Annotated in this window: 10 protein-coding genes and 1 other RNA gene; 6 read left to right on the top strand and 5 right to left on the bottom strand. The window is 53.6% G+C overall.

What is annotated here, in order from left to right; genetic code table 11:
• The 4 genes from FFA38_RS03565 to rnpB all read left to right on the top strand — a co-directional run bounded on the left by FFA38_RS03565 (position 1) and on the right by rnpB (position 3,088).
• Entirely contained in the window at positions 1-819 is an 819-nt protein-coding gene (locus FFA38_RS03565; RefSeq protein ID WP_138315551.1) for a Nif3-like dinuclear metal center hexameric protein, read from the top strand.
• Positions 820-851: 32 nt separating this feature from the next.
• Positions 852-1,565, top strand: coding sequence for a zinc ribbon domain-containing protein (locus tag FFA38_RS03560; protein WP_138275430.1), 714 nt, complete (start codon positions 852-854; stop codon positions 1,563-1,565).
• Entirely contained in the window at positions 1,565-2,719 is a 1,155-nt protein-coding gene (locus FFA38_RS03555) for a bifunctional RNase H/acid phosphatase (RefSeq protein ID WP_172955995.1), read from the top strand. The genes FFA38_RS03560 and FFA38_RS03555 overlap by 1 nt, the downstream gene beginning before the upstream one ends.
• A 28-nt stretch (positions 2,720-2,747) precedes the next feature.
• Positions 2,748-3,088, top strand: an RNA gene (rnpB, locus tag FFA38_RS03550) — RNase P RNA component class A.
• On the opposite strand, the gene ppgK is transcribed toward rnpB, so the two are convergent.
• From ppgK to FFA38_RS03520, 5 genes are all read right to left on the bottom strand, one after another.
• Positions 3,089-3,847, bottom strand: a complete 759-nt coding sequence (gene ppgK, locus FFA38_RS03545) for a polyphosphate--glucose phosphotransferase (RefSeq protein ID WP_138315549.1) — start codon at positions 3,845-3,847, stop codon at positions 3,089-3,091.
• Between the two features lie 8 nt (positions 3,848-3,855).
• Complete coding sequence (gene map / locus FFA38_RS03540) at positions 3,856-4,725, bottom strand: type I methionyl aminopeptidase (protein WP_138315548.1); 870 nt, start codon at positions 4,723-4,725, stop codon at positions 3,856-3,858.
• 245 nt (positions 4,726-4,970) lie between these two features.
• Positions 4,971-5,783 carry a 3-methyl-2-oxobutanoate hydroxymethyltransferase gene (gene panB, locus FFA38_RS03530; protein WP_138315547.1) on the bottom strand — a complete coding sequence of 271 codons (813 nt, stop codon included), beginning with the start codon at positions 5,781-5,783 and terminating at the stop codon, positions 4,971-4,973.
• Positions 5,783-6,172: a RidA family protein gene (locus tag FFA38_RS03525; protein ID WP_138275424.1), complete on the bottom strand. Its 390-nt coding sequence runs from the start codon at positions 6,170-6,172 to the stop codon at positions 5,783-5,785. Before FFA38_RS03525 ends, panB begins: the two co-directional genes overlap by 1 nt.
• A gap of 5 nt (positions 6,173-6,177) precedes the next feature.
• Entirely contained in the window at positions 6,178-7,839 is a 1,662-nt protein-coding gene (locus FFA38_RS03520; RefSeq protein WP_138315546.1) for an NAD+ synthase, read from the bottom strand.
• Between the two features lie 40 nt (positions 7,840-7,879).
• On the opposite strand from FFA38_RS03520, the gene glnA reads away from it, so the two are divergent.
• Positions 7,880-9,220, top strand: a complete 1,341-nt coding sequence (glnA, locus tag FFA38_RS03515) for a type I glutamate--ammonia ligase (protein ID WP_138275422.1) — start codon at positions 7,880-7,882, stop codon at positions 9,218-9,220.
• A gap of 9 nt (positions 9,221-9,229) precedes the next feature.
• Positions 9,230-12,259, top strand: a complete 3,030-nt coding sequence (locus FFA38_RS03510) for a bifunctional [glutamine synthetase] adenylyltransferase/[glutamine synthetase]-adenylyl-L-tyrosine phosphorylase (protein ID WP_138315545.1) — start codon at positions 9,230-9,232, stop codon at positions 12,257-12,259.
• Positions 12,260-12,309: the final 50 nt, after the last annotated feature.

Raw genomic sequence — 12,309 nt, 5'->3', positions numbered from 1 at the left:
ATGTCCGTACCCATTAAAGGTCTTATAGACGCTGCAGAAGTTTTGTGGCCCACCGCAGGTGCCGAGGGCTGGGATGCTCCGGGGCTCGTCTCAGGAAGCGCCCGTCAGCAAATCTCGCGAGTCCTGCTGACCGTTGATGTAACCTCTTCAGTGCTTGACGAGGCAATCGACGGCGCATTCGACATGGTGATCTCACACCACCCGTTTCTCATGCGGGGCGTTACCAGCCTTTCCGAACAGACCTCCAAGGGGCATTTGATCTCAAGAGCTGTCAGAGCTGGAGTCTCTCTGTTCGCAGCACACACCAATGCTGACATTGTTCAAAATGGAGTGTCTGACGTTATTGCAAAGGCCATTGGTCTAGCCAACATTCGACCGCTGGTCGAAAGCTCGCCGGGAGTCGGACACGGACGAATCGGTACCCTTCCAGAGAAGATGCCGCTTGGTGAGTTAGCCCGGCGGATAGCTAAAGTCATGCCTTCCACCGCGACTGGTGTGCGAGTATCGGGTGAATTTACCCAACTGGTTCAAACGGTCGCACTGTGTGGTGGTGCCGGTGACTCTTTTATTGGCGACGCAATTTCATCCGGCGCCGACGTCTACATGAGTTCGGACCTAAGACATCATCCGGTTCAAGATGCACGAGAGTACGCGCTTACTCAGGGCACGGGGCCGGCAATCATCGATGTTTCACACTGGGCAAGCGAATGGCTCTGGCTGGACGTTGCCGCAAATCAGTTGTCGGAGAAGTTTCCTCAGGTCCAATTTGTGGTTAGCCAACTTCGGACTGACCCCTGGGACTTTGTCATCACTCAGTAAACTTGTAGTACCAATTCAAAAGAGAGCAGTAAATGAAAGCAACCAATAATCAGCAGACTGAACTATTGAGTCTGGGGGAGTTGGACCTTGAGATTAAGAGATCAAAAACTGCTCTTGCACAGCTGACCAACGGTCACCAGTTTGAGACCCTCAGAGCACAGCAGCTTTCTTTGGCAACCGAGCTCATCGAAGCGCGTAATGCTTTGGACACCGTGGAGCTTGAACTCAAACGAGCTGAAGCAGACCTCAAGCTGGTAGAAGAGAGGGTAAAAAAAGACAATGCCCTACTCAATCAAACAACTTCGGCAAAGGATGCGCAGGGTATCCAAGCAGAATTGGCCACTCTTGCTCGCAGACAGTCTGATTTAGAAGACGCCGAACTTCAGATTCTTGAGCGCAAAGACGAATGCCTAGCTTCGTTTGACGAGGTAATGGCCCGTAAGTCTAGCCTCGACGCCGAGATTGCAACTAAAGAGGCCGCTGTCGAAGTAGAGGTTATAAAACTTCGCTCGGGTCTGGACCTTTTGACTCAGCGCAGAGCGCAGCAGGCTGCCTCGACCGCGCCTGATCTCCTGCAGGCCTACGAGAAGAAGCTTGAACGCTCGATTGCTGTTGGCCGCCTAGTGGGTCGCGAGTGCGGTGCCTGCCGCATCGGTATTGGCGCAACCGCTCTTGCAGAAATCAACGCTCTTCCGTTCGATGAGTTTGCTACCTGCCCTGACTGCCAAGCATTCTTGGTCCGCTAGTGGCGGCAAGCAATCTCATAATCGAGGCTGATGGCGGCTCTCGAGGTAATCCAGGTCTTGCCGGTTCGGGCGCAGTTGTTATCGATGCTGACAGTGGCGAAGTCTTGATCGAGATTGCTAGGTACATTGGCATCGCAACTAACAACGTTGCAGAGTATTTGGCATTGAAATCAGGGCTCGAAGCGGCAATCGAGCTAAATCCAGAGGCACGGATTTTGGTTCGTATGGACTCCAAACTCGTTATTGAGCAAATGGCAGGCCGTTGGAAGATCAAGCACCCAGACATGATCCAGATCGGCAGTCAGGTGCAGCGACTTGTAGCTAATGTTCAGGTTCGCTGGATGTGGATTCCTCGTGAAGAGAATTCACGTGCAGACGCGTTGGCCAATAAGGCAATGGATGAGCGCGAGGACTCGATTGTTCACAGTGAGGGCGCTAAGCAACGCTCTCCGGTTGCTGAGTTCAATCAGGTAAAGCCGAGTTCGGTTCGTAGCCCAGATGAGGTAACCGAGCCGCTAACCACTCTTGTGCTGGTACGCCATGGGCGCACCCATTTGACAGAATCCAAGCGAATTTCTGGCAGCGGCGGTGAAAATCCTGGTCTCTCTGACCTAGGTCGCGCTGATGCTCGCGCAGCGGCAAAAGCCTTGGCGGAAATTGGTTCGAAGGGGCCTTGGGCTCACATCGCGCCCATTTCGGCGATTGTGGCATCACCGATTCAGCGAACGCAGGACACAGCAAACATCATCGCCAACGAACTTGGCCTCGGCGTAAGCACTCTGCCTGAGATTGCTGAGATCTCATTCGGCGACTGGGATGGGCACACCAATGACGAGGTTAAGAGCCAGTGGCCGGCCGAGTTCTCGGCGTGGCAGGGCTCATGGAGTGTCTCGCCGCCGAACGGTGAATCTTTAGAGGCCTTCGATCAGCGCGTCATGCTTGGCCTACAGGAGATACTCATTCAACACGCAGGTAAGACAGTCGTGGTAGTTAGTCACGTCATGCCAATTCGGGGAATCATCCGAGAGGCCATGGAGTCTGGCATTTCTGGCTACTGGCGACCACAGGTCGCGCCCTGTTCTCTATCGGTGTTGAGGTTTTGGGGCAGCCAAAGCGCTGAGGTCGTCACGATAAATTCAACAAGTCACCTCTAAGGCATTTAGCCAGTAGTCTTTTATCGGATGGGTCGGCAAGACGGTCGCGATGGCAACATCGAGGAACGTCCGGGCTTCATAGAGCAAGACGGTGGCTAACGGCCACCCGGGGTAACCCGCGAGATAGTGCAACAGAAAGTAAACCGCCGCTTTGCGGTAAGGGTGAAACGGTGGTGTAAGAGACCACCAGCGCCGTGTGTGAACATGGCGGCTATGTAAACCTCGTTTGAAGCAAGGTCAGACAGAGAACGTTAAGAGCTGCTCGCTCATGTTCTCGGGTAGACCGCTCGAGAGTGCCGGCAACGGCATTCCTAGATAGATGACCGTCACCTTTTGGTACAGAACCCGGCGTAATAGCCGGCCCATCCACTAATTCTTAGTTGACCGAATCGCCAGCGCAGCCGCTCCAAGTATGCCGGCGTTGTTGCGCTTCTTTGCTGGAACTACCTTGGCGCGAAGTTTTAGTAGCGGAACAAATTCCTCGTGCTGTTTAGAGACACCGCCACCGATGATGAAGAGGTCGGGGCTGAAAAGTCGTTCAAGCGTCGAGTAGTACTTTTGAAGTCGCTCGGCCCAGGTGTCCCAACCCAGTTCTTCACGTTCTTTGGCTGCGAATGAGGCTTTAGATTCATAATCAACGCCATCAATTTCTAGATGACCTAGCTCTGTGTTGGGCACGAGCTTTCCATTAAGGAATAAGGCGGTGCCAATTCCGGTACCCAACGTGGTCATGATGACTAGGCCATCTTGTTTACGACCTGCCCCAAACTTGACCTCAGCAACACCTGCGGCATCTGCGTCGTTGATCACATGGACCGGACGTCCGAGCGATTTGGTGAATAGAGAATCGGCGTCGAGCCCAATCCACTCAGGAGAAACATTTGCGGCTGACATAGTGACACCGTGTTGGACCACAGCGGGAAAGCAGATGCCGACCGGAAGATCTGGAGTCGCACCCGGAATCTGTGAGATCAGAACCTTAAGCACTTCAGCGATGTCGTTAGGCCGGCCGCCCTCAGGAGTCTCGATGCGAACTCTGCTGGAGAGCAGCTCGCCGCTTGAAACATCGACGAGAGCACCCTTAATTCCGGTACCGCCAATGTCAATTCCAATTGCAATCTTTGCCATGTCTGCTCCTAAGGAAGAGTAAGGATTTCCGGGCCATCCTCGGTGATGGCAATAGTGTGCTCAAACTGAGCGGTAATGCTGCTATCTCGCGTGACTACGGTCCAGTTGTCCGACCACATGTTCCATTCGTGCGTGCCGAGGGTAAGCATCGGCTCGATGGTAAACACCATACCTACCTTAATCTCGGTGTCGTACGCCGGTGATGAGTCGTAGTGGGGAATGATTAGTCCGGAATGGAAAGCCTCGCCGATCCCGTGACCGGTAAAGTCACGAACCACCCCATAGTTGAAGCGCTTTGCATAAGTTTCGATGGCGCGGCCGATGATGTTCACTTGGCGACCGACTGTGGCTGCCCGAATTCCCCGCATCATGGCCTCGTGTGTGCGCTCGACCAGAAGGCTAACTTCATCCGAGACTTCGCCAACTTTGAAAGTCTGATTGCTATCTCCGTGGAAGCCGTCCTTGAACGCGGTGATGTCAATGTTGACGATGTCACCTTCCTGAAGGACTGTATCGTCAGGAATGCCGTGGCAGATGACCTCGTTGATTGACGAGCAGAGCGACTTTGGGAAACCTCTGTAACCGAGGGTTGATGGATACGCGCCCTGGCCAATCAAGAACTCGTGCCCGATGCGATCAAGTTCATCGGTTGTGACTCCTGGTACGGCATGCTTTCCGACCAGTTCAATTGCCTGCGCGGCAATACGACCCGCGGCTCGGATCTTGGCGATTTCACTCGGTGTTCGAACGTCGCCACCAGTCCAAGGCGCAGGCGACTTTTTGCCAACGTAGGCCGGTCTGGCAATTTCTGCCGGAACTTGCCGGGTTGGACTAAGGGCACCGGGAATCAGATGGCCAGTTTTCGAATCGCGAGGCATTACTAAAGTCTATTTTGCGTTGGGGCTAGGCTTTTCACAAAAGGGGTTCAAATGGAAAGTTCATACTCAGAACATGAGGAAAAACCGGAGTACTGGTTCAATCTGAAGACGCTAAAGATTGAGGTGGGTCGCAAATCGCCTTCACCTAATCGGGTAGGACCGTTTGCGACCTCGCAGGAGGCTGCAGAAGCTCTGCAGACTATTCGGTTGCGCTCTGAAGCCTGGCGGAAGGCAGAGGAGCAGGACTAGTCCTCGAATGAATGGTTAGCCGTTGGAAACTCCCCGTTAGCCACTTCAGTTCGGTAGTTCGATGCTGCTGATGCCAGTTGTTCCCCGAGGTTTGCATAGCGCTTGACAAACTTCCTTGGCCGGCCTGCTGTCATGCCAGCAAAATCCGTCCAGACCAAAATTTGACCATCAACCTGCGGGCCAGCGCCAATTCCAATCGTTGGAATGTCTAGCTTGGAGCTAATTTCACCGGCGATTGCTGATGGAACCATTTCGAGTACTACTGCAAATCCACCCGCATTCTGGACGGCTAGGGCGTCCTCAAGCAATTGTTCGGCTGCATCTCCGCGACCTTGAATCTTAAAGCCGCCCAGAACATTGACGCTCTGCGGTGTGAAGCCAATGTGTCCCATAACCGGGATTCCAGCCTCCACAAGAGTGCGAATCTGTTCTGCACTTCGTTGGCCACCTTCAAGCTTCACGGCATCAGCACCAGTTGGCTTCATTAGCGCTATCGCGTTTGCGAGGGCGTCCGCGGGGCCTGTCTCGTACGAGCCAAACGGCATGTCAATAACGACAAGCGCGCGTTGAGCTGCCGACGCCACTGCGCGACCAAAGGTTGCCATCTCGGCTACCGTGATGGGCAAAGTGCTCGAGTACCCCAAGCTGTTATCAGCGGCGGAATCGCCCACCAAGAGAACGTCTATCCCAGATTGATCAAACAGACCGGCTGTCAGGTGGTCATAACTGGTAAGGCAACTGAACTTGTGCCCGTTTGCCTTAAATTCTTTGAGAGTAGAGGTTCTAACCTTCTTTGGAAGGAATTCCATTAGCTACGCTTCCAGGCATCCACTTCAATCTCGACCAGCATGTTTGGGTTGATGAACTGAATGCCAGCGAGCATGGTTAGTGCTGGGCGAATTTCACCAAAGACTTCACCATGCGCTTTACCTGCGGCATCCATGTCAGCACCGTTGGCTAGGTAAACCCTTGAGCGGACAACATCTTCAACTCCATAACCAACCTGAGCAAGCGCCTTGGCAATTACTTCAAGAGCAACCTTGGTCTGACCGTAGGCATCACCCTCGTGCTGAAGTTGGCCGTCCACAGTTGCTGTGGAGCCGGACACGTGGACGTAATCGCCAGCAACTACCGCACGAGAGTAGCCCAAAACTGACTCCCATGGTCCACCGCTTGAAATCAACTTGTCTGCTGCCATTTGCTCTAACTCTTTCTATGTGTCCAACGATTGGTAATCGGAAATCTACGGTCACGCCCGAAGGCGAGTGGAGAAATTTTTGGGCCAATTGCACCCTGTCGACGCTTCCATTCCGAACGATCTACTAGAGAGATCACTCGGTCGACGGTTTCAACTTCAAACCCAGCATCAATTATCTGCTTTCTACCGAAAGACTTTTCGACGTATAGCTCAAGAAGCGCGTCAAGAGTTTCGTAATCTGGAAGGCTGTCTTGATCAACTTGCCCGGGTCTCAATTCCGCTGACGGAGGTTTCTCAATCGAGTTCTGTGGAATTGGGGGAGTGTGACTCATGGCGACGGCATGCTGATTTCTCCAGTTTGCTAGGCGCCAGACCAACGTCTTCTCAACATCCTTGATGGGTGCAAAGCCTCCGACCGAGTCGCCGTAGATGGTGCTGTATCCAACCGCGAGTTCAGTTTTGTTTCCAGTGGTCAGAGTTAGGTGGCCCCGCTCGTTGGACAGCGACATCAGGATCAACCCGCGTGCGCGAGCCTGAAGGTTCTCTGCGGCCAGACCGGTCAGCGGAATTTGCTTCTCAAAAGCATCGACAAAATCCTTGATTGACTCTGTCTGATAATTCAACCCAATCCGCTGGGCAAGATCCACTGCGTCCCCGATGGAGTGATCAGATGAGTGCTCACTCGGCATCAGTACACCAAACACGTTCTCAGCACCGATTGCATCCGCGGCGATGGAAGCACACACAGCAGAATCAATTCCGCCTGACAGTCCCAAAATCACCGATTTGAAACCGTTCTTCGCTACGTAGTCCTTTAGGCCGGTGACCAGCGCATTCCAGACCTGCTCTTCGAGGCTGGAGCGAGTAACGGCAGGGGCACGCATGTTTTTACTTTCAGCGGTTGATTTGCTCGTGATGTCGACGTAGTCGATTGAGGTCTGAAACTGCTCAGCTCGAACAACTAGTTCGCCACTGGAATCAACAAAGAGACTGTCGCCGTCAAAAACCAAATCATCCTGGCCACCTGTCAGGTTCACATACGATACAGCTATGTCTTGGGTCAGGGCAAGACTCTTGACCAGCTCAAGACGGCGGTCGCCCTTATCAACTTCAAATGGGGAGCCATTCAACACCAGGGCAATGTCGGTTCCGTGGTTAGAAATCTGAGCCACTGGTCCGCCACTTTGCCAAATATCCTCGCAAATGAGGGTCGAAAACTTCAGGCCACAGTGTTCGAAAGTAAAGAGTTGGTTACCTGGTACAAAAACGCGGTACTCATCAAAAACTGAATAGTTTGGCAGGTGGTGCTTGTCATACCGCCCTAAGACTGTTCCACCAAGCAGGACTGAGGCGCTGTTGTGCGCAATCGCCCAGGTACTCGCGGATGCCCGGCTCGGATGCCCGATAACCACTGCAATGTCACCGAATCCATCTTTTTCAAGAGCAATGGCAAACTCCCGAACGGCAGATTCGGCTGCCTCAATAAATTCAGGGCTGGTTGCTAGGTCCTCGATTGGGTAGCCGGCAACACACATTTCTCCGAAAACCACCAAATTAGCCTGGTTGGCGGCTGCTTCACGAACTGTGGCGAGGCAATTGGCCAGGTTTCCAGAAATGTCTCCAACTATCGGGTTGGTCTGGGCCATAGCTAAGCGAACAATCGGCATAACCATTAGCCTAGTAGCAGGGTAGAGAGAGGAACACTCGATGGATAAGCAGACAGATTTCGTCCTTCGCACAATTGAAGAGCGAGGCGTGAAATTTATTCGCCTTTGGTTCACGGACGTGGCAGGAACATTGAAGTCTGTTGCGATCGCGCCGGCTGAAGTCGAGGGGGCGTTTGCCGAGGGTCTTGGCTTTGATGGGTCAGCGATTGAGGGACTAGCCCGTACCTACGAGGCGGACATGCTTGCTCAACCTGATCCAAGCACCTTCCAGATCCTTCCTTGGCGTGGCGAGATCGATCCAACTGCGCGAATGTTCTGTGATATTCAGACTCCGGATGGCTTGCCAGCTGCGGCTGATCCACGAAATGTTTTGCGCCGGGCACTTGCCAAGGCCTCTGACATGGGATTCTCGTTCTACATCCACCCTGAGATTGAGTTTTACCTTCTGAAGTCCACCCAGCTTGACGCCAACGGCGAGCCTGTTCCAGTTGACAACGCTGGCTACTTTGACAATGTTCCGGGCGGAACAGCCCACGATTTCCGTCGCCGTGCGGTTTCGATGCTCGAGCAACTCGGAATTTCAGTCGAGTTTAGCCACCACGAAGGTGGCCCGGGGCAGAACGAGATTGACCTTCGTTATGCAGACGCACTAACCATGGCCGACAACATCATGACCTTTAGAACTGTGATCAAAGAGGTTGCTATTGAGCAGGGTGTTTATGCCACCTTCATGCCAAAGCCGTTTACCCAACACCCTGGTTCTGGAATGCATACTCACATGTCGCTATTCGAGGGTGATACCAACGCATTTTTCGACCCAAGCTCCCAGTATCACCTTTCAAAAACCGCAAAGCACTTTATTGCCGGACTGCTTCGACACGCACCAGAAATCACCGCTGTAACAAACCAGTACGTGAATTCGTATAAGCGTCTCTGGGGTGGAGGCGAGGCTCCGAGCTTTGTTTGCTGGGGCCACAACAACCGCTCAGCTCTAATTAGGGTTCCCCTGTACAAGCCAGACAAGGGAAACTCTTCGCGCATTGAATACCGGGCGATCGATTCAGCCGCGAATCCGTATCTTGCGTACGCGTTGCTGCTGAACGCTGGTCTCAAGGGGATTCAAGAGGAGTATCCTCTTCCAGCTGAGACCGAAGACAATGTTTGGAGCCTAAATGATGCGGAACGACGCGCCATGGGAATTCAGCCGCTGCCACAAAGCCTTGACCACGCGATTCGCAAGCTAGAAGAGTCTGAGTTGGTAGCCGAGACCTTGGGCGAGGAAGTATTCAGTTACGTGCTGGCTAACAAGCGCCGCGAGTGGGCCGCCTACCGAGCGCAGGTAACGCCGTTCGAACTAAAGCAGAACCTCGAGACCCTCTAGGGGAGTTGCATGTCCGATAGAGGTCGTGGCATGGGTCTGTCTGAGCTGGCCAGGTTCGGTTTTGCAGACCTAAGCTCCACGACCGCAAAACTCGACCAACTGGTGAAGCTGGTTGGTGACTCGGGTCGTTCAGCATTGGCTGACTTGGCGGTTTGCGCTGATCCTGACCAGGCATTGAATGCCTTGCTATTTCTAGCTGAATCAAACTCGGCCAAGGTAAAGGCAATCCTCAAGAAGTCGGACTCATCCCGCAGGCTTTGTTTGCTGCTCGGAGCGTCATCAGCGCTTGGTGATTTCCTGAAGCGTCGGCCCGAATGCCTGAACTACTTCGATAAGGCAATTGCCGCCTTGCCAACTCAGGCTTTGGCCACGGAATTTTTTAGGTCCAGAGTCGTGCCTCTCTTGGTGCCGGGGTTCAATTCGCCTGATGTCTGGTCTGCACTTCGAATTGCCTACCGAGAATCCTTGCTTCAAATCGCTATCTATGACCTTTCGATGGTTGACGTCAAAGGCGGATTGCCTTCTGTGGCGGCATCTCTGGCAGACATTGCCGGAGCGGCTTTGGAAGTAGCAATCGAAATTGCTCGGGTTGAACTGTCGAGCACTACCGACCATGGAGTATTTACTGCCGAGGAGATTCAAAACACGGAATTTTCTGTTATTGCTATGGGTAAGTGCGGTGCCCGTGAGCTGAATTACATCAGCGATGTTGACGTAATTTATGTTGCTGGCAGCAAAAGCGCCGAACTTGCTAATGAGCGTGCAGTTGAAATCGCCACCAAGCTTGCCACCCGAATGATGCGAGCTATTGACGCGACGGCTGCTGAACCTATGTTGTGGCAGGTAGACCCAAATCTGCGACCAGAGGGTAAATCAGGGGCACTGGTTCGCACTCTCGAATCACACCTGGCTTACTACGAGCGCTGGGCCCAAAGTTGGGAGTTCCAAGCGCTCCTAAAAGCTAGGCCGCTTGCAGGATCTTTGGAACTTGGCGAAGCCTATGTCAACGCTCTCGCGCCAAAGGTTTGGTCCTCTGCATCACGTGAGAATTTCGTTGAGTCGGTGCAAAAGATGCGTGAGCGTGTCACCGATTACATTCCGGCAAGTGAAGTGGACGCTCAAATTAAGCTCGGCCCTGGCGGCCTTAGAGACGTTGAATTCACTGTGCAGCTGCTGCAGCTTGTGCATGGACGTACCGACCCATCGGTCAGGCACAGAGATACGATTTCGGCTATAAACGCCCTCGCCACTGCAGGGTATGTCGGCCGTTCAGAGGCAGCGGCTTTTGCAGAGAGTTACCGATTCTTGCGCCTTCTTGAGCACCGGATTCAACTTTCGGACATGCGTCGTACCCATCTGATGCCCGCGAGTGATACCCGCCGTCGCGCATTGGCTCGCGCTGTGAATCCAAAGTGGACAGTCGAGGAGCTTTTGTCGGCTTGGGACTCGGTCAAGCTGGAAGTTAGGGCTCTTCATCAAAAGATTTTTTACCGGCCACTGCTGAGCGCCGTATCTCGTCTAGATGGTGAAAGTCTTTCCCTCACTGACACCCAGGCCGAGGACCGACTGCACGCCATCGGTTTTCAGGACCCAAAGGGAGCGCTTGTCCACATCGCCGCGTTGACTTCAGGGTTGTCGAGGAGGGCTGCGATTCAAAAGCAGTTGCTGCCTGTCCTGCTGCAATGGTTCTCAGAGGGTTCTGACCCAGATTCTGCGCTGCTTTCCTTCCGTCGTCTGAGTGAGGACCTAGGGGAGTCCCACTGGTACCTGCGCATGCTACGAGACAGCACTTATGCGGCTCAGCGAATGACTCAGGTTCTTGCTAACAGCAAGCTGGCCACAAGCCTTTTTGAGCGTATCCCCGAGGCTGCGGCGTGGTTCGAGAAGCCAGAAGACCTGATTCCGTTGCCTACTTCCGAGATCACAAGTGAATTCGAAGCGGTTATCGGGCGCCACGATTCTTCAGAGAAGGCGATCAACGGTGTCCGGAGTATTCGGAGGCGTGAAACCCTTCGTATAGCGCTTGGGGCTGTCCTTGGAGACATCGACATAACGCAGGTGTCAAACAGCCTTAGCGGCCTTTTTGAGGCCTATCTGCGGGCGGTGTTGAGCATCGCAGTTGAATTCAAAGACCTCGATCTAGCACCAGGATCAGTCAGCGAGCACGTAGATCTCGGCATTATTGCAATGGGTCGCTTCGGCGGCGAAGAGCTTGGCTTTGGTTCGGATGCGGACGTCATGTTCGTCTACCGGGTAGCTGATGGCGCCGATCCCGCTCTCGCGCAAAAAGTGGCCGAGAGAGTTATAAGTGAAATTAAGCGGCTAAGTTCTGACCCACTTCTTGAATTTGAGTTGGATCTTGATCTGCGACCTGAAGGTAAAAACGGTCCGGTTGCTCGGTCGCTTGATTCCTATGCTGCCTACTATGCCCGATGGGCTAACACTTGGGAGGCTCAGGCCCTCCTGCGAGCACGCCCGATAGCCGGGTCCCCCGAGTTGCAATCGCAATTTCTGACGCTCATCAATCAGTACCGATACCCAACCGAGCTGACGGAAAGCGCCATAGTAGAGATTCGCAGAATCAAGGCCCGGGTTGAGACTGAACGACTTCCGCTAGGCGCTGACCCTCGCCGCCACTTGAAACTAGGCCGAGGTTCATTGAGTGACGTCGAGTGGCTCGTGCAGCTTCTTCAACTTCAGTACGGAAATGAACACCCCTCAATTCGCACACCAAAAACTCTGCAGGCGCTTGAAGCGTGCGCACGTGAAGGGCTAATTGCGGAGCATGACGCACGCGTGTTGGCTGAGGCTTGGACACTTGCGTCTCGGGTTCGCTCTGCTTCAATCTTGTGGGCCAATAAGCGCACGGATGTACTTCCGACTGATCGTCGTCAACTCGAGGGTATGGCTCGAATTCTGGAATATCCGCGAGGGGGAGCGGGCCAGCTTCAGGAGGATTATTTGGCGTTCACTCGGCGCTCTCGCGCAGTGTTTGAGCGCATCTTTTACGGATTCGAACCGGACGCCAAGCCCGAATAGGATTCACTCTTGAATTCGGTATAAAAAAAGGACCCCGCCTTTCGGCAGGG

The sequence above is a fragment of the Rhodoluna limnophila genome, assembly GCF_005845365.1.
Classification (GTDB): Bacteria; Actinomycetota; Actinomycetes; order Actinomycetales; family Microbacteriaceae; genus Rhodoluna; species Rhodoluna limnophila.
This window is presented reverse-complemented; position numbering and strand designations above follow the sequence as displayed.

What these genes read in the sequence shown, in the direction of transcription:
- FFA38_RS03565 (WP_138315551.1), top strand. Translation starts at nt 1, where the DNA reads ATGTCCGTACCCATTAAAGGTCTTATAGACGCTGCAGAAGTTTTGTGG.
- FFA38_RS03560 (WP_138275430.1), top strand. Translation starts at nt 852, where the DNA reads ATGAAAGCAACCAATAATCAGCAGACTGAACTATTGAGTCTGGGGGAG.
- ppgK (WP_138315549.1), bottom strand. Translation starts at nt 3,847, where the DNA reads ATGGCAAAGATTGCAATTGGAATTGACATTGGCGGTACCGGAATTAAG.
- map (WP_138315548.1), bottom strand. Translation starts at nt 4,725, where the DNA reads ATGCCTCGCGATTCGAAAACTGGCCATCTGATTCCCGGTGCCCTTAGT.
- panB (WP_138315547.1), bottom strand. Translation starts at nt 5,783, where the DNA reads ATGGAATTCCTTCCAAAGAAGGTTAGAACCTCTACTCTCAAAGAATTT.
- FFA38_RS03525 (WP_138275424.1), bottom strand. Translation starts at nt 6,172, where the DNA reads ATGGCAGCAGACAAGTTGATTTCAAGCGGTGGACCATGGGAGTCAGTT.
- FFA38_RS03520 (WP_138315546.1), bottom strand. Translation starts at nt 7,839, where the DNA reads ATGCCGATTGTTCGCTTAGCTATGGCCCAGACCAACCCGATAGTTGGA.
- glnA (WP_138275422.1), top strand. Translation starts at nt 7,880, where the DNA reads ATGGATAAGCAGACAGATTTCGTCCTTCGCACAATTGAAGAGCGAGGC.
- FFA38_RS03510 (WP_138315545.1), top strand. Translation starts at nt 9,230, where the DNA reads ATGTCCGATAGAGGTCGTGGCATGGGTCTGTCTGAGCTGGCCAGGTTC.